We start from the raw sequence: 17,675 nt of genomic DNA, 5'->3' as shown, positions 1-17,675 counted from the left end.
GGTCAATGGTCCAGGCCGCAGGCACGCAGCATGGTGCCGAGCTTGGTCTGCACTTCGTTCCATTCGGTGTCGGGGCTGGAGGCCTCGACGATGCCGGCGCCGGCGAACAGGCGCACGCGCTGGCCGCTGAAGGTGCCGCAGCGGATGGTCACCACCCACTCGCCGTTGCCCTGGGCGTCGCACCACCCGACCATGCCGGTGAACAGGCCGCGCTCGAAGGGCTCGACGAAGCGGATCAGTTGCCGAGCCCGCTCGGTGGGGTAGCCGCACACGGCGGGAGTCGGGTGCAGCCGGCAGGCCAGTTGCAGGGCGTCGATATCGGCCGTGGCCAGTTCGCCCTCGATACGAGTGGACAGGTGCCACAGCGCGGCGGTGCTGATCAGCGACGGTCGCTCGGGGACCTGCAGGCGGCTGCACAGTTCGCCGACGCGCTGGGCGATGTCCTCGGTGACCAGGCGGTGCTCGTAGTGGTCCTTCTCCGACGTCGCCAGCCATTGTGCATTGGCGCGGTCGGCCTCGGGGTCGGCCATGCGCCGCACGGAGCCTGCCAGCGGGTTGCTGACGAAGGCCGTGCCTTGCTTGTGCACCAGCAGCTCCGGGCTCACCCCCAGCAGGGTGGCGCCGTTGGCCAGGGGCACGCGGAAGTGGTAGCCCTCGCGGTTCAGCGCCTTGAGGTTGGCCTGCACCTGTGCCGGGTCCACGGGCGTGGCGAAGTGCAGTTCGCGCTGCACCGAGAGCACGGCCTTGCGCACATCGCTGTGCTGGAAGTTGACGATGGCATGGCGCACGGCGCGCTTGAAACCGTGTTCGTCGGGGATGTTGACCTGGCTGAGCAGCGCCGGCAGCGCGCCGGCCTGGGCGGGCGCCGCGGTGCGTTGCTGCCAGGCATAGGCCTGGGGAACGTACAGACTGGATGCCTGAGTGGTGTCGAAGGGGATGGCGCCGACCACGATCGGGTTGTCCTGCCCGGCCTGGCGGGCGCGCTCGAAGGCCTGGTCGATGCTGCGCCGCAGCGCGCCGCCGGCCAGGTGGCTGCCGTGGGCCGGGGTGTCGATCCGCTCACGCAGGCCGCTGACGCTCAGCTCGCGGTCGCCGGATGTGAATGAAAAGCTCGAGTCCTCTTGGCTGAGCGGCACGGTGTCCCTGTCTTGCAAACGCAGGGTGCCTGTCTTCATGGGTAGCCTCCTTGGCCGATGGGTGAGAAAGAAAACCTTGAAATATAATCATTCTCGTTAGTAAATATGAGGACGCGAAACACATGGATTTGTCAACTACGCGGGTAAGCGATGAGAGAGTTAACTTCGATGCAGGCCGCCTGTTGGATCGGGCGGGATGCACATGCGGCACTGGGTGGCGTCAGCGCTCACCTGTATGCCGAGTTCGATGGCCAGGCCATCGATGTGGCGCGCCTTGAAGTCGCACTTGAGGGGCTGTACCGGGCACACCCGATGCTCAAGCTGCGCATCGACGGACAGGGACGGCAGAGCATCGACGAGACGCTGCGCCCCCAACTGGAGCTGGAGGATTTCAGCGATCTGGACGGTCCAGCCGTGGAGCGACGCCTACTGGAGAGACGCCGCCAGTGGAGCCACCAGCGCCTGGACCTGAGTACTGGCCAGGGTGCGCGCTTCGGCCTGAGCCTGTTGCCGGGCAATGCCGCTCGGCTACACGTGGACACCGACATGATTGCGGTGGACCCGTCCAGCTTCCGGGTGCTGATGGAAGACCTGGCCCGGCTGTACGACACCCCTGAAACCGTGCTGCCGACCACGCCGAGCTACTTCGACTGGCTGGACCAGGTGCGTGCCGATGCCGACCTGCGCGACGCTCGCAGCCGCGACCGCGCCTGGTGGCGGGCACGCCTGGCGCAGATCGCCCCGGCGCCGACGTTGCCCTTGCTTGCCCCGGGCCCGGCGCGCAGCGAGCGCTTTGCCGCCCGGCTCGAACCCGAGCAGTACCGCGCCTTGCAACAGGCGGCGCGGGCGCAGCGGATCACTTCGTCGGCGTTGCTGCTCGGGCTGTTCGCCACCGCCCTGGGAGAGCACACCGGGGACCGCCGCCTGCGCCTGAACGTGCCGGTGTTCTGGCGCGAGCCGGTGCTGGAACCGGTGCAACGGATCGTCGGCGAGTTCGCCAACCTGGTGCTGGTCGATGTCGACTTCACCGGCGTCGCCAGCCTTGCCGCGCTGTGCCAGGACCTGCACCGGCAATTGGTCGAACGCCTGGCGCACAGCGCCTATCCAGGCGTGGACCTGATGCGCGACCTGTCGCGCCATCACGGCACGCCGCAACTGGCGCCGGTGGTGTTCACCGCAGGGCTGGACCTGCCCGGTGGCGAGCTGTTCTCCGAGCGCGTGGGCCGGGTGTTCGGGCCGATGGACTGGGTGATCTCCCAGGGTCCGCAGGTGGCGCTGGACGCGCAGGTGGCCCAGGTCGATGGCGGCCTGCTGGTCAACTGGGATGTGCGCCTGGACGCACTGCCGGCGGATTGGGTCCAGGCACTGTTCGAGCGCTTCATTGCCCTGGCCGTCGCGGTGGCTGCCGACATGGGCGCGCTGCACCAGCCTTTGACGATCGCGGCCAGCCGGGATCGCCCTTTGAACGCCCTGCAGCAGGCCTACCTGCTGGGGCGTGGCGAGCATTTGCCGCTGGGCGGCGTGGCCATGCAGGAGTTTCGCGAATACCGCGGGCACATGGACCTGGCGCTGCTGCGCAGCCGCCTCACGGACATGGTGCGCCGCCACGACAGCCTGCGCACCCGCATCGATGCCCAGGCACTGACCCAGTCGTTGAGCGACCAGGTGCAGGTCAACCTGGAGGTGATCGACCTGCGCGCGTTGACGGGTGAGCAAGCCCAGGCGCAGCTCGAGGTCCGTAGCGAGGCCTATGCCCACGCGCTGTTCGACCTGGCTGGACCGCCCTGGAATGTCACCGCCTTCCAGCTGCCGCAGGGCGAGCTGGTGGTGTTCGTGCGCTTCGATGCGCTGATCCTCGATGGACGCGCCATCGCCACCCTGATGGTCGAACTGTTCGACGGGCACTGCCAGCCGCTGACCACCAGCGAGCCGACGGCGGCTGTCGACGACCAGAGCGAGGTGCGCAAGGCCGATACCGAGTATTGGAAGTCAAAGCTGGCCGAGGTCGATGGCGCGCCACGGCTACCGTGGCGCTGCGCCCTGGACAAGGTCGGCGTGGCCCGATACGCACGCCAGCGTCAAGTGATCCCGGCCCCGGCGTTCAAGGCATTGAGCCGCGCCGGCGCACGCGAGGGGTTGTTCAAGAACTCGACGATCATGGCCGTGGTACTGGAAGTGCTCGGCCACTGGCTCGACGAGGGCAGCCTGTGCGTGGCGGTGCCGGTGGCGCCGCCCCAGGACGGCGCGTTCGCCAACCGTTCCAGCTTCATCGCCCTCGACTGGCAACACAAACTGCCCACGTTCGCCGAGCGCGCCAAGCGCCTGCAGGCCGATGTGCTGGAGGGCCTGCAGCACCTGGCGTTTTCCGGCGTGGACCTGGCCCGCCTGCTGTACGACAGCAACGGCCCGGGCCCGGCATTGCCGGTGGTGTTGACCAATGGCCTGTCCTGGCCGGTGGGCGCGCTCGATGGTCCGATGACCTTGAGCGCGGGCCTGACCCAGACGCCCCAGGTGGCCATGGACATCCGTTTCTGCAACACCGCCGAGGGCGGCTTGGCGTTCGAGATCGACTATGCCCGCGAAGCGGTCGATGGCCGCTGGGTCGGGCAGCTGCTCGCAGCCTTTGGCCAGGCGGTGGCGCAACTGGCCGGGCAGGGCGCGTTCGAAGTCCAGGCACGGCAGTTCATCGACCTTGGCCACTACCGCCTCAACAGCAGCGAGGCGCAGGCCGCACCTGTCGATTTCCTCGGCCGCATCGCCCACAACCTGTTCGGCCCGGACAGCGGACGCATCGCCTTGCTGCACGGCGAGCGGCGGATCAGCTACGCCGAACTGGGCGAGGGCGTCGCCCGCATCGCCCAGGCTTTCAAGGCCCGGGGCCTGCAGCCTGGCCAGGTGGTCGCGATCTGCCTGCCGCGCGGTCCCGAGCACAGCATGGCGACCCTGGCCTGCGCCCTGAGCGGGCTGGTCTGGGTGCCGATCGACGCGGCAGCGCCCGAAGAGCGCCTGCGCTACCTGCTGGACAACTGCCAGCCGGCGCTGGTGGTCAATAGCGCCGCGCCACTGCTGGCGAGTCCGCCGGCCGCCCTGGACCTGACAGGCCTGGCGGCGTTGTCGGCCAGCACCGCGCCGGCCTACTACCTCTACACCTCCGGCACCACCGGCAAGCCCAAGTGCGTGGTGCTGAACAACCGCGCCACGGCCAACGTCATCGGCAGCACCCTGGCGCAGTGGCAGGTCAGCCGCGATGACGTGTTCATCTCGGTGACCCCACTGCATCACGACATGTCAGTGTTCGACGTGTTCGGCAGCCTCTGCGCCGGGGCGGCGCTGGTGCTGCCTGAGCCCGGCGAGGAAAAGGACGCGCTGCGCTGGAACCAGCTGGTCAGGCGGCACGGCGTGAGCCTGTGGTGCTCGGTGCCGGCCATCCTCGAAATGCTCCTGGCCTGCCGCCAGGGCGATGGCTTGCGTAGCCTGCGCCTGCTGGCCCAGGGCGGCGACTACATCAAGCCGGCGGTGATCGCCGAATTGCGCGAGCTGTTGCCGGCGGCGCGGCTGGTGTCCCTGGGCGGGCCGACCGAGACCACCATCTGGAGCATCTGGCACGAGATCGGCGACCAGGACCGCGCCAGGGTGCCCTATGGACGCCCATTGCCGGGCAACCGCTACTGGCTGCTGGACGAACACGGCGAGCATTGCCCGCAGGGCGTCGCCGGGCGTATCCACACCAGTGGCGTGGGCCTGGCCCTGGGCTACCTGCAGGAAGGTGAGCTGGTGCAGAACGACTTCGTCAGCGTGCTCGACGAGCAGGGTACATCGGTACGGGCCTTCCGTACCGGCGATCGAGGTCGCTACCGCGAGGACGGGGTGCTGCTGTTCGACAGCCGGGTCAATGGCTATGTGAAGGTGCGCGGTGTGCGCGTATCGCTGCCGGACGTCGAGATCGAGCTGATCCGCCATCCGGCGGTGCAGCAGGTGCTGGTGGTGGACTATGGCGATACGCAACAGGGCGAGGCCTGCATCGGCGCCCTCTATGTGCGCCGCCACGACGCGCCACCCGGCGCCGTGGCGCTACGCGAGCATGCCCGGGCGTTGCTGGCGCAATCCCATGTGCCCACGCGCTTCGTCGAGGTGGCCGAGTTGCCGTTGACGGCCAATGGCAAGCCGGACCGCCGCCGAGCCCGCACGTTGCTGGAAGGCGAAACCGAGCAGCCGCCGGCAGCGACGCCCAGTGACCCGCAGCGTTGCGCCCAGGTGCTGGCGATCTATCAGCAGGTGCTCGGCGTCACGCAGCCGGCCCGGGACTTCCTCGCCATGGGCCTGCGGCCGCAGCACCTCAAGCCCCTGGCGGCACGACTGGGCGAAGCCTTCGCGGTGCGCTTGTCGCCCGCACAGTTGTTGGCGTGCCGCACGGTCGAAGACGTCGAGCGCCTGCTTGCCGCCACACCTGCCTGAATCAACCGCCCTGGGCCCGGCCCGGGGCGCCATCCGTAGTTTTTGGGAAATCATCGAGCATATGGACATAGCAACCGTAGACATCGCCGGCATCGGCATCGGACCGTTCAACCTGGGCTTGGCCGCGCTGCTGTCGCGCCACCCGGACCTGCGCTGCGCGTTCCTTGAGCGCAAGGCGGAATTTCGCTGGCACGAGGGCCTGCTGCTGCCGGGCACCACCTTGCAGGTGCCGTTCCTCGCGGATCTTGTGACCCTGGCCGACCCGTGCCACCCGTTGAGCTACCTCAACTACCTGCACCAGCACGACCGCTTGTTCCAGTTCTACTACTACGACCACTTCCAGGTGCCCCGGCGTGAATACGATCACTATTGCCGCTGGGCCGCGCGCCAGTTGCCGACCTGCCACTTCGGCGAAGAGGTCACCGGCGTGCGCTACGATGGCGGCAGCGAGCGCTTCGTCATCGACAGCGTGTCGGTGTCGGGCCTGGAGCGGCGCTACAGCAGCCGGGACCTGGCCATCGGCCTCGGCACCCGGCCGTGGCTGCCGGCCTGGGCGCGCACCCGCAGCCAGGCGCCGGTGCTGCACTCGGCGGAGTTCGGCAAGCGCCAGGGCGAACTGGAGCAGTGCCGGCGCGTGGTGGTGGTCGGCTCCGGGCAGAGCGCGGCGGAGTGCGTACTGGCCTTGTTCAATGCGTTGACGCCGGAGCAGGTGGAGGCGGGAGCTTCGATCCACTGGATCACCCGTTCAGGGGGCTTCCATCCCATGGAGTACTCCAAGCTCGGCCAGGAATGCTTCACCCCGGCCTATATGAACTACTTCCACACCCTCGACCGGGACAAGCGCCGCGAGATCGTGGCCGAGCAGGGCCTGCTGTACAAAGGCATCAGTTTCTCCACCATCGGCGCGATCTACGACCTGATCTACGAACGCTCCATCGGCGGGCGCGAACCGGGGCTGACGCTGCTGTCCAGCTGCGAGGTGGAGACGGTCGAGGACCTGGGCTCGGCGGGCCTGCGCATGACTTTCCACCACCGTCAGCTGGACCAGCGGGCGACCCTGGAAACCGATGCGATCGTCGCGGCGACCGGCTATGCCCATGCCTGGCCGCAGTGGTTCGAGCAGCTCAAGGGCACGGTGCTGGCCACCGACGCGCACGGCGACTGCATCGTCGGCGAGGATTTCACCGCGCAGCGCTGTGATGGCCGCAGTGGCCGGGTGTTCGTGCAGAATGCGGAGATCTTCCAGCATGGCGTCGGCTCGCCGGACCTGGGGCTGGGGCCGGTGCGCAATGCGGTGATCCTCAACCAGTTGCTGGGCCGGGCGCAGTATCGGGTGCCGCAGCGGTCATCGTTCCAGCGCTATGGGTTGCCGCAGGGGTGATGGGCGTTTGGTCTGCAAAGTTTTCGCCGTGAGGAATGTTGCGCCTATGAGATCGAGCGCCGCCCGCGCGGCGCATCGCGACGCAAGGCCGCTCCCACATTTGTTGCAATGTGCCAAACCTGTCAGGCCATGGTTGCCCGCCTTGGCGCATGTCTTGAGAGAGGTGGGGCGGCAGTGGTGCCCACGCTGAAACCGCGCCGGACCAACAAGGCGGACCAGGTAATGGCGCAGGATTGACTGGCCCGAAACAGATGTGGGAGCGGCCTTGCGTCGCGATGCGCCGCGCGGGCGGCGCTCGATCTCACAAGCACCGCCCACGTTGAACTATAAAACCACCTCAGCCAGCGCCCGCCGGCCGGCATCCACCTCGGCAAATACCCCAAACGCCGCGGAAATCATCGCGCACAGGCGCTCGACCTGGGCGGCGCTGTAGCGATCGCTGCGGTAGGTGACCACCAGGCGCAGCGAGCGCTGGCCGTCGAACACATCCTCCATGATCTCGAACTGCAGGCCGAACATCGACTCGCTCTTGTCCGGGTCGATCTGCTTGTAGCGAATGGCCTGGCCCTCGGGCGTGCGCAGGGCGCCATTGAGGGCGTTGTTGGCATGGATCTGCACGTACACATCGAACATCAGCCCCTCGGCCGGCGTCATGCCCAGCGCCTGCTGGATGGTCTCCATGGGTACATCGGCATAGGCCATCGAGTCGTTGATCATCCGCGTCACATCGCCCAGCAGCTCGCCCAGCGACTGTTCCGGGACGAACTGCACGCGGTGGGCGACCATGGTGGTGAAGTACCCAACGGTGTCGTAGAACGCCGGATCCGTACGCCCCGAGGCCGAGGTGCCGATTACCAGGTCCGACAGGTTGCCGAGCTTGTGCAGCGACAGGGCGATGGCGGTGTAGATCACGCTGAACAGCGATGACTGGTGCTGCCGGGCACTGGCGCCGAGTTGCTCCAGCACGCCGGGCTCAGGACGCAGCTCCAGCCAGCGCGCACGGGTGGTCGCCTGGTCGGCGGGCAGCAGCGTGGCGTCAGCGGGCAGGGCAAGACCGCGGGTGGCGTCGCGCAGCAGTTCGGTCCAGTACGCCAGGTGGCGCGGGTTCGGGCCCTGGGCACTCTGGGCGAGGGCGAATTCGTGGAAGGTGCGCGCCGGCGCCGACCATTGCGGCGCCCGGTCCTGGGCGCGGGCCAGGTAAGCCTCGGCCAGTTCGGCCATGATCACGTTCAGCGACCACTCGTCGATGGCCATGTGGTGGACCAGGAACGACAGCACCTGATGGCCGCTGTGCGGGTCACGCAGCAGGCGCAGCCTCAGTGGCAGCTCGCGGGCCAGGTCGAAGCGGTGCTTCGCCTCGCTGGCAAGGCTTGCGCCGGTGCTCTCGGCGCTGGTCCAGAACCACTTGTAGCGGCCCAGTTCGGCCAGCGGCACGATGCGCTGGCAGGCGCTGTCGCCTTCGCCATGGTAGGTGGTGCGCAGGCTGGCGTGGCGCTCCAGCAGGTCGCTGAAAGCTTGCTGCAGCAGCGCTTCGTCCACCGGGTCGTGGAAGTCCAGGGCAAAGGGCAGGTTGAACAGGGTGCCGTAGTCGAACGCCGCGCAGGCGCGCCACAACGACGCCTGGGCCAGGGCCATCGGTGCCTGCTGGATATCACCGGGCTGATCGCTGGCCTGACTGGCTTGCCCTTGGCTCAGCTTGGCACGGGTAGCGAGCGCCGATGCGTTGGGCGAAGCGAAGAAGTCGCTGAAGCGCAGTTCGATGCCGTGCTCGCCCTGCAGGCGCCCGATGATGCGGGTGGCCAGCAGCGAGTGGCCGCCCATGTCGAAGAAATCATCCTCCAGGGTCATGCCAGGCTCCGCCAGGGCTTGGCGGAACGCGTCGAGAATGCGTTGCGCGATGTCCGTCGAGGGCGCCTGGGACAGCGGCTCGAACTGCAGTGGCTGGTCGCCGGCCAGGGCGTCGTATTCGGCACGAATGCGCTCGAGCAGGGCTTGCGGCGACTGGCGCAGCACCGCATGGCAGAGCAGGCCGAGCGCGGCCTGCTGGTCGCCGGCCAGCAACAGGGCCTCGAACGGCGGCTGCGTGGTGGAATCCCAGGGCGCCGCCTGGCGCGCCCGCAGCAGGGCGTCCATGCCCTCGGCTGCGCTGTGCTCGATGCGCAGGCACGGGTACCAACCGGGTGCCTGGGTCTTGTACAGGTCGCCGTCGTCGCTGAAGTGGTAGCGGCTGTTCAGGCCCGGCGTGGCTTCGACCACCGCCTGCACGGCCAGGGCCAGCAACGACAGGTCGGCCCGGGGGCCAAGGCGCCAGGCGCCCAGTTGCCGGTGCAGTTGCTCGGGTTGCTGCTGCTGGGCGAACCAGGCGAGTTCCTCGTGTTCGTCCAGAGCCTGGGGCGAGGGTGGGGTGGTGTTGCGTTCCAACATAGCTAGCTTCCTGCTGTTCGATCGTTCAAGGCCCGCGTCGGCCTTCACTGCCATCCATGGATCGCGGTGAGTGGCCGCGCAGAGGGGTTGCACCACCGGGGTGCATTGCGTGAATCCAAGGGATTCGTTATGGTGTGAAAGATGCAAATAATTATCATCTAGATTGGCGTGCGTCAAAGCAAGCCGTCTGGAATGCACCACGCTCAGGGAGAGGTACCGTGGACAACGGAACGTTCGCGCTTCGTCAGCAGCTGCACCAGCTGTATCAGGATCATCACGGCTGGTTGTGCGACCTGCTGCGGCGCAAGCTCGGCAACTCGGTGGATGCGGCGGACCTGGCCCACGACATCTACCTGCACCTGATGAACAAGGGCCAGGTGCCCAGCGCCGAGCAGTCGCGCTGCCACCTCACGCAGATCGCCAACGGCAAGGTCATCGACCTGTACCGCCGTCGCCAGCGCGAAACACGCTACCTCGAAGACCATGGCCAGCAGCCCGAGCCGTGGGTGCCCTCTGAGGAGACGCGGGCGTTGGTGATCGAGGCCCTGGGGGCGATCGACAGGGCCCTGCAGCGGCACTCGCCCAAGGCGCGCCAGGCCCTGTTGCTGTGCCGCCTCGACGGCATGGCCCACCGCGCCATCGCTGACGAGCTGCGGGTCTCGGTGTCCTCGGTGGAAAAGTACATCGCCGCCGGCCTGCGCACCTGCAGGCGCTATCGGCTGGGCGGCGCCTGAGGGCGCGCAGATTTTCTTGAGGGTTTGCCCGCCTCGTGCGGAAAACAGGTTGAGAAGGACATGCGGGCAGGGCGCCCCTGGGATGGCCCGGCCCGCGCCTCGTGCTGAAAAGGAGCATTCATGAGTGTTGAACAAGGGGGGGCGGACCCGTCCGCCCGTGGACCGGTCGCCGCGGTGCTTGCACCGATACGCGGCCGATTGATCGTCGCCGGGCTGCTCGCTGCCCTGGGCGCCATGCTGACCCTGGCGCCGCTGGCGGCCATCGCCGAAGTCGCCCGCCTGGCCCTGGCCGGCGGGCAGGGCCTCGACCAGGCCTGGCCGGTCATCGCCATGGGGCTGGGTTGCCTGTTCGCCGGCATGGCGCTGATCTCGCTGGGCGATCTGGTCGCGCACCTGGCCGACAACCACATCACCGGCACGCTGCGCCTGGCGATCATCCGCCGCCTGGCACGGGTGCCCCTGGGCTGGTTCAGCAGCCGCGCCTCGGGCGAGGTCAAGCAGGCCATGCAGGACGATATCGGCATCCTGCACAGCCTCACCGCGCACTTCTATACCACCCTGGGGCGCAGCGCCGGGGCGGTGCTGGCCTCGATCGTCTACCTGTTCGCCATGGACTGGCGTATGGCGATCGTGTCGATGCTGCCGTTCCCGCTGTTCTTCCTGTTCTTCGCCCGCGCCCACCAGGCCAGCGCCCGCAACATGCAGGCCTTCGGTGCAGGCATGGGGCGGATCAACCAGGCGGTGGTCGAGTTCGTCAACGGCATCCCGGTGGTCAAGGCCTTCGGTGGCCAGCGCAAGGCCCATGGCAGCTACCGCGAGGCGGTGGACGCCTTCGCCGCGGCCTTCACCGACTTCACCCGGCCGCTGGTCAGCGCCATGGCCAACGCCAACGCAATGATCGCCCCAGTGTCGGTGCTTGGCGTGGTGCTGGCGTTCGGCACGCTGTTCGTCGGCCTGGGCTGGATCACCCCGGTGCAGGTGCTGCCGTTCGCCCTGGTGGCGCCGGGCATCTGCGCGCCGCTGCTGTTGCTGGCCTATATCACCCACGACCTGAACAACGCCACCGGCGCCGCCCAGCGCGTGCAGACGCTGCTGCGCACGCCGCTGCTGGAGACCGACGGCCAGGGCGCCGGCAAGCTGCCGGCCGATGCACGGATCGAAGTGCAGGGTCTGGGCTATCACTACGACCCGCGCAATCCGGTGCTGAGCGAGGTGTCGTTCACCCTCGAGCCTGGCACGGTGACCGCGGTGGTCGGCGCCTCGGGCGCCGGCAAGTCGACCCTGGCGCGCCTGCTGCTGCGCTTCTTCGACCCCAGCGCCGGGCGCATCACCCTGGGCGGCGTCGACCTGCGCCAGATCGACAGCGCCCAGCTGTACCGGCGTATCGGCTTCGTTCTGCAGGATGTGCGCCTGATCCATGCCAGCGTGCGCGAGAACATTGCCCTGGGCCGGCCTTCGGCGAGCCAGGAGCAGATCGAGGCCGCGGCACGGATCGCCAATATCCACGAGCGCATCCTTGCCCAACCGCGTGGCTACGACGCGGTAATCGGCGAGGACGTGCAGTTCTCCGGCGGCGAGCTGCAGCGGCTGAGCATCGCCCGCGCGGTGCTGCTCGACCCGCCGGTGCTGGTGCTTGACGAAGCCACCGCGGCAGCCGACGCCGAGAACGAAGTCAAGCTGCAACAGGCACTGTCGCGCTTCGCCCAGGGCCGCACGCTGCTGGTGATCGCCCACCGTCTAGACACGGTGATGCACGCCGACCAGATCCTGGTGCTGGACCAGGGCACGGTCGCCGAGCGCGGCAATCACGACGAACTGCTGGCTCGGCGCGGCCTGTACGCCCGCTTGTGGGCTGCCGGGGGTTATGCGAAGGCGCGGGCGACCGCGCAGGTGGAGGAGCACTGATCATGCTGGGGATATTCGTTCGACTGCTCGGCGCCGACGCCGTGTTCCTGCGCCGCTACCTGCGCCTGGCGCTGGTGTATGGCGTGCTCTGCGGACTGACCATCGTCACCCTGGTGCCGATCCTGCGACACCTGCTGGGCAACCAGTTGGAGGCCGCCGGCCAATGGCTGGCGCTACTGGCCCTGGGCGTGGTGGTGTGCTGGTACCTGCGCCGGCGGGTGGAGAAGGCCGGCATCGCCGTCGGCATCGCGGTGCTGCGCGGTGGCCGCCAGCGCCTGGGCGAGCATGTCGGCACGCTGCCGGTGGGCTGGTTCAGCGCCGCCAACACCGCGCGCCTGAGCCACGTCACCACCCAAGGCATGATGGAGATCGCGCAACTGCCGGCCCATGTGTTCACACCGCTGTTCACCGGGGTGGTGACGCCGCTGGTGATCCTCGTCGCGCTGTTGCTGGTCGACCTGCGCCTGGGCCTGGTGGCCCTGGTCAGCCTGCCGCTGCTGGCGCTGGTGATGCTGGCGACCATGCGCCTGGGCCAGCGCGCCGACCAGCGCTACCAGCGTGACACCGCACAGACCAGCCAGCGCATGGTCGAGTTCGCCCAGGCGCAGTCGGTGCTGCGCGCCTTCAATGGCGAGCAGGGCGGCACGCGTTTCCTGGAGCAGGCCGTGGCCCAGCAACAGCAGGCCGCGCGCAAGCTGATCCAGCTTTCGGCGCTGTCGTCGGTGCTCAATGTCTGGGCGGTGCAGGCCAGCTTCGCCGCCTTGCTGGTGACCGCCACGCTGTGGCTCGGCGAGCAGGCCGGTGCCGCCTTCGACAGCGCGGCGGTGATCGCCACCCTGGTCGCGCTGGTACTGGCGACCCGCTTCATCGACCCGTTGCTGGATGTGGCCGGCTACAGCGAGGTGCTGCGCGGCACCCGTGGCCAGTTGCAGGCGGTGGCCGAGCTGCTGGCCGTCGAGCCGCTGCCCGAACCCACCGCGCCGCAGGCGCCGGCCGATGGTTCGGTGCAGCTGGAGCAGGTCGGTTTCCGCTACGGCGATGATCAACCCGAAGTGCTGCGCGAGGTCAGCCTGGATATCGCGCCCGGCAGCATGACCGCGCTGGTCGGCGCGTCGGGGTCGGGCAAGACCACCCTGGTACGCCTTATCGCCCGCTTCTTCGATGTCACCCAGGGCCGGGTCAAGGTTGGCGGGGTGGATGTGCGGCAGATGTCCGCCGAGCAACTTGCCGGGCAGATCAGCCAGATCTTCCAGGACGCCTACCTGTTCCAGGGCAGCATCGCCGACAACATCCGCCTCGGCAAACCTGACGCCAGCGAGGCCGAGGTGCTCGAGGCGGCGCGGCTGGCCGGGGTGCAGGAGATCCTCGAACGCCTGCCCGAAGGTTTGCACACGCCGGTGGGCGAGGGCGGTGCACGGCTGTCCGGCGGTGAACGCCAGCGTATCTCGATCGCCCGTGCGTTGATCAAGGACGCGCCGATCCTGCTGATCGACGAGGCCACCGCGGCGCTGGACGCCGAGAACCAGGCGGCCATCGCCGAGGCGCTGGCACGGCTGCGCGGCAAGCGCACGCTGATCGTCATTGCCCACCAGTTGTCGACGGTGGCCATGGCCGACCAGATCGTGGTGCTCGACCAAGGGCGCATCCGCGAGCAGGGCGCCCATGCCCAGTTGGCTGCCGAAGGTGGGTTGTACGCGCACTTCCTCGAGCAGCGCCGGGCCGCCAAGGGCTGGCGTATCGGCGAGGCGGCAGGCGATGGAGTGACCGCTTGAGTCGGGTGCTGCTGCCAACGCTGTTGTTGCTGCTGTGTGGCGTTTCACTGATGGTCGGGGCCAGCCAGATGTCCTGGTCGGCCTTGTGGTCGGCCAGTGACGATGCCTGGCTGACCCTCACCGCCAGCCGCCTGCCACGCCTGGCGGCCCTGGTGCTGACCGGTGTCGGCCTGTCAGTCTGCGGGGTGATCCTGCAGCAGATCGTGCGCAACCGCTTCGTCGAGCCGGCCACCTGCGGCGGACTCGACGCGGCCAAACTGGGCATCCTGGTGGCCCTGACCGTGCTGCCCGGAGCCGGGGCCAGCGGACGCATGCTGTTCGCCCTGGTGTTCTGCCTGCTGGCAAGCCTGGTGTATGTGGCGATCATCCGCCGCATCCGCTTCACCAACCTGGTGCTGGTGCCGGTGATCGGCCTGATGTACGGCAGCCTGCTCAGCGCCATCGCCGAATTCTACGCCTACCGCCACAACATCCTGCAGAGCATGCAGGGCTGGCTGCTGGGCGACTTCTCGCGGGTGATCGAGGGCAACTACGAGATCATCTACCTGATCCTGCCGATCGTCGTGCTCACCTACCTGTACGCTCAGCGTTTCACCGTGCTCGGCATGGGCGAGGGCATGGCCACCAGCCTCGGGCTCAACTACGCGGCCACCGCCATCCTCGGCCTGGTGCTGGTGGCGGTGACCGTATCGGCCACGGTCATCACCGTGGGCGCGATCCCCTTCGTCGGCCTGGTGGTGCCGAACCTGGTGGCGCTGCGCTACGGCGAGCACCTCAAGCGCACCCTGCCCATCGTTGCCATGTGCGGCGCGGCGCTGCTGCTGGCCTGCGACATCCTCGGCCGGCTGCTGATCCATCCCTACGAGGTACCCATTGGCCTGACCGCCGGCAGTGTCGGCGGCGTGCTGTTCCTGTTGCTGATCCTGTGGAAGTGCAAATGATGCGCCGCGCCGCCTGGTTGTTGCTGCCGGCCCTGGCGCTGGCGTTCCTGTTGCTGGGTTCGGGCCTGGACTTCAGCTACGTGATCCCCAAGCGCCTGGTGCGCCTGGGCGCGATAATCGTGGCAGGGGTGTGCATCGCCTTGTCCTCGGTGATCTTCCAGACCCTGGCCGGCAACCGCGTGCTGACCCCGGCGATCATGGGCTACGAAGGCATCTACCTGCTGTTCCAGGCCCTGCTGGTGCTGTGGCTGGGCACCGCCAGCGCGGCGCTGCTGGGCGCCCAGGGCAACGCGCTGCTGTCGATCGCGCTGATGCTCGGCTACTCGTGGCTGCTGCAGCGCTGGCTGCTGCGCGAGGGGCACGGCGATGTCTACCGCCTGTTGCTGCTGGGCCTGGTGCTGACCATGGTGCTGGGCACCTTCACCCAGTTCATCCAGCTCAAGACCAGCCCGGGGGAGTTCTCCATCCTGCAGAGCCTGGGCTACACCAGCTTCAACCGCGCCCAGCCGACCCAGGTGCTGTACTCGGGCCTGCTGGTGGCGGCGGTGGCACTGCTGGTGGCGCGCGGCACGCGGGTCCTCGACGTGCTGGCGCTGGGGCGCGACCAGGCCATCGCCCTGGGCCTGGACCATGGCCGCTGCCTGCGCCTGCAGATGGCGCTGATCGCCGTGCTGGTGGCGGTGTCCACCAGCCTGGTGGGGCCGACCGCGTTCATGGGTGTGTTCGTCGCCAACATCGCCTACGCCCTGGCGCGCAGCGCCCGGCACCAGGTCACCCTGCCACTGGCCTGCGCCGTGGCCATCGGCATGTTCCTGCTCGCCCAACTGCTGGTCGAGCACCTGTTCAACTACCGGACCAGCGTCAGCATCCTCGTCAACCTGGTGTGCGGCGCGTACTTCCTCGCGTTGATGGTCCGAACCCGAGGCACCCCATGATCACCCTCGAACACCTGCACAAGGCCTACGGCGAGAAGACCGTGCTCGATGACGTGAGCCTGGCGTTTCCCGCCGGCCAGGTCACCTCGTTGATCGGCCCCAACGGCGCCGGCAAGAGCACCCTGCTGATGTGCATCGCCCGGCTGTTGCCGGCCAATCGCGGGCGGATCCTGCTCGACGGCCAGGACATCGACCGCATAGCCATCGCCGACTACGCCCGCCGCGTGGCCACCCTGCGCCAGGTGCTGGACTTCAACCTGCGCCTGACCGTCGAGGAACTGGTCGCCTTCGGCCGCTTCCCCTACAGCCGTGGCCTGCTGACGGCCGACGACCAGCAGGTGATCGACGAGTCACTGGATTTCCTGGGGCTGCAGCCTCTGCGCGGGGCTTACCTCGACGAACTCAGCGGCGGCCAGCGGCAAATGGCCTTCCTGGCCATGACCATCGCCCAGCGCACCGAGCTGCTGCTGCTCGACGAGCCGCTGAACAACCTCGACATGAAGCACGCGGTGCAGATCATGCAGGCGATCCGCAGGCTCTGCGACGAGCAGGGGCGCACGGTGATCCTGGTGGTGCACGACATCAACTTCGCCGCCAACTATTCCGACCACATCGTCGCCATGAAAGGCGGCGCCGTGCACAGCCACGGGCCGGTCGCCGAGGTGGTCACCCAGGCCAACCTGCGCGCGCTGTTCGGCCTGGCCTTCGAGATCCTGCCCAGCGCGCACGGTTTCGTCTGCAACTACTTCAACCCATCACTATCGAGAGAGCTGGTATGAACGGAATCTGCAAGATACTGCTGGCCGCCGCCGTGGCGGCCGCGCTGCCCGGCTGCGACCAGGCCCCGCCGGCCCAGGCGCGCGCCGCCAGCGCCGACTACGCCCCGGTGAAGGTCGAGCACGCCCTGGGCACCACGCTGGTCGAACACCAGCCGCAGCGCGTGGTGGCCTTCGACATGAGCGAGCTGGACACCCTCGATCAGCTCGGCGCGCCGGTGGTAGGCATCGCCAAGGACTATGTGGCGGGCTTCCTGGCCAAGTACCGCGACGACCCCAAGGTGGCCGATGTCGGCACCACCATCCAGCCCAACCTCGAGCGCCTGCATGCGCTCAAGCCCGACCTGATCCTGATCTCGCCGCTGCAGGCGCAGAGCTACCCGGAACTGAGCCAGATCGCCCCGACGGTGCACTACGACATCGACATGGACAACCGCCAGGGCAACGTCATCGACACCGCCAAGCAGCACCTGCTGACCGTCGGACGGATCCTCGGCAAGGAAGACCGGGCCCGGGAAACCGCCGCGCGCATCGACGCCAAGGTGGCCCAGGTGCGCCAAGTGACCGACGGGCGCCCGGAGAAGGCGCTGGTGGTGCTGCACAACAACGGCGCGTTCACCGCCTATGGCGTGCGCTCGCGCTACGGCTTCATCTTCGACACCCTCGGGGTCAAGCCGGCCAGTGACGACATGCAGGCAGGCCTGCACGGGCAGCCGATCTCCAACGAGTTCATTCACCAGGCCGACCCTGACATCCTCTACGTGATCGACCGCACCGCAGTGATGGAGCGCCGGGCCGCGCTGGACCGCGAGACCCTGGACAACCCGCTGCTGCGCCAGACCAAGGCGTGGAAGAACGGCCATGTGGTGTTCGTCGATCCACAGACCTGGTACCTGTGCACCGCCAGCGTGACCTGCCTGGAGCGGGTGGCGGACGAGGTGGTGAAGGGGTATCAGGGCTAATCCTGCATTCAGGCCATACGTAATTCCTGTGGGAGCGGCCTTGCGTCGCGAAAGGGGCGCGCAGCGGCCCCAGATTCCGAGCCACCATCAAAATTGCTGGGGCTGCTGCGCAGCCCTCTCGCGACGCAAGGCCGCTCCCACAGAGATAGCAGTTCCCTGCAAGACAGCGCAGCCCCAAAGGGCTGGGCGATCTCCTACACGAAATGGGTTGCTGGACCGATAGTGGCCAAATGACTGTAATTTCTGTTGAGGGA

11 protein-coding genes are annotated in these 17,675 nt (G+C 68.1%); 9 read left to right on the top strand and 2 right to left on the bottom strand.

The genetic code is table 11. From position 1 onward, the window contains the following. Nucleotides 1-2 precede the first annotated feature (2 nt). Entirely contained in the window at nt 3-1,175 is a 1,173-nt protein-coding gene (locus K5H97_RS14210) for an isochorismate synthase (protein WP_028688871.1), read from the bottom strand. A gap of 129 nt (nt 1,176-1,304) precedes the next feature. On the opposite strand from K5H97_RS14210, the gene K5H97_RS14205 reads away from it, so the two are divergent. Then, nucleotides 1,305-5,591 carry an amino acid adenylation domain-containing protein gene (locus tag K5H97_RS14205; RefSeq protein ID WP_232853905.1) on the top strand — a complete coding sequence of 1,429 codons (4,287 nt, stop codon included), beginning with the start codon at nt 1,305-1,307 and terminating at the stop codon, nt 5,589-5,591. Nucleotides 5,592-5,652: 61 nt separating this feature from the next. Beyond that, entirely contained in the window at nt 5,653-6,972 is a 1,320-nt protein-coding gene (gene basC / locus K5H97_RS14200) for a putative histamine N-monooxygenase (RefSeq protein WP_028688869.1), read from the top strand. Between the two features lie 324 nt (nt 6,973-7,296). Here basC and K5H97_RS14195 read toward each other — a convergent pair whose 3' ends face one another. Continuing rightward, complete coding sequence (locus K5H97_RS14195) at nt 7,297-9,396, bottom strand: condensation domain-containing protein (protein ID WP_028688868.1); 2,100 nt, start codon at nt 9,394-9,396, stop codon at nt 7,297-7,299. Between the two features lie 218 nt (nt 9,397-9,614). Here K5H97_RS14195 and K5H97_RS14190 point away from each other — a divergent pair, with 218 nt between their 5' ends. The 7 genes from K5H97_RS14190 (at nt 9,615) to K5H97_RS14160 (ending at nt 17,421) form a co-directional block, all read left to right on the top strand. Further along, nucleotides 9,615-10,130: a sigma-70 family RNA polymerase sigma factor gene (locus tag K5H97_RS14190; protein ID WP_028688867.1), complete on the top strand. Its 516-nt coding sequence runs from the start codon at nt 9,615-9,617 to the stop codon at nt 10,128-10,130. Nucleotides 10,131-10,250: 120 nt separating this feature from the next. Further along, the gene (locus tag K5H97_RS14185) at nt 10,251-12,035 is read left to right on the top strand and encodes an ABC transporter ATP-binding protein (protein ID WP_028688866.1); all 1,785 of its coding nucleotides are present in this window, start codon (nt 10,251-10,253) and stop codon (nt 12,033-12,035) included. A gap of 2 nt (nt 12,036-12,037) precedes the next feature. Then, complete coding sequence (locus K5H97_RS14180; protein WP_028688865.1) at nt 12,038-13,807, top strand: ABC transporter ATP-binding protein; 1,770 nt, start codon at nt 12,038-12,040, stop codon at nt 13,805-13,807. Next, nucleotides 13,804-14,748, top strand: a complete 945-nt coding sequence (locus tag K5H97_RS14175; RefSeq protein WP_028688864.1) for an ABC transporter permease — start codon at nt 13,804-13,806, stop codon at nt 14,746-14,748. Before K5H97_RS14180 ends, K5H97_RS14175 begins: the two co-directional genes overlap by 4 nt. After that, the gene (locus K5H97_RS14170; protein WP_028688863.1) at nt 14,748-15,683 is read left to right on the top strand and encodes an iron chelate uptake ABC transporter family permease subunit; all 936 of its coding nucleotides are present in this window, start codon (nt 14,748-14,750) and stop codon (nt 15,681-15,683) included. Before K5H97_RS14175 ends, K5H97_RS14170 begins: the two co-directional genes overlap by 1 nt. Next, entirely contained in the window at nt 15,680-16,462 is a 783-nt protein-coding gene (locus K5H97_RS14165; protein ID WP_028688862.1) for an iron ABC transporter ATP-binding protein, read from the top strand. The genes K5H97_RS14170 and K5H97_RS14165 overlap by 4 nt, the downstream gene beginning before the upstream one ends. Continuing rightward, nucleotides 16,459-17,421 (top strand): siderophore ABC transporter substrate-binding protein, encoded by a 963-nt coding sequence (locus K5H97_RS14160; RefSeq protein WP_028688861.1) that lies wholly within the window; start codon nt 16,459-16,461, stop codon nt 17,419-17,421. Before K5H97_RS14165 ends, K5H97_RS14160 begins: the two co-directional genes overlap by 4 nt. Nucleotides 17,422-17,675: the final 254 nt, after the last annotated feature.

The organism is Pseudomonas mosselii (assembly GCF_019823065.1).
GTDB lineage: Bacteria > Pseudomonadota > Gammaproteobacteria > Pseudomonadales > Pseudomonadaceae > Aquipseudomonas > Aquipseudomonas mosselii.
The sequence above is the reverse complement of the archived record's forward strand: the minus strand, read 5'-3'. Positions and strand labels throughout refer to the sequence as shown.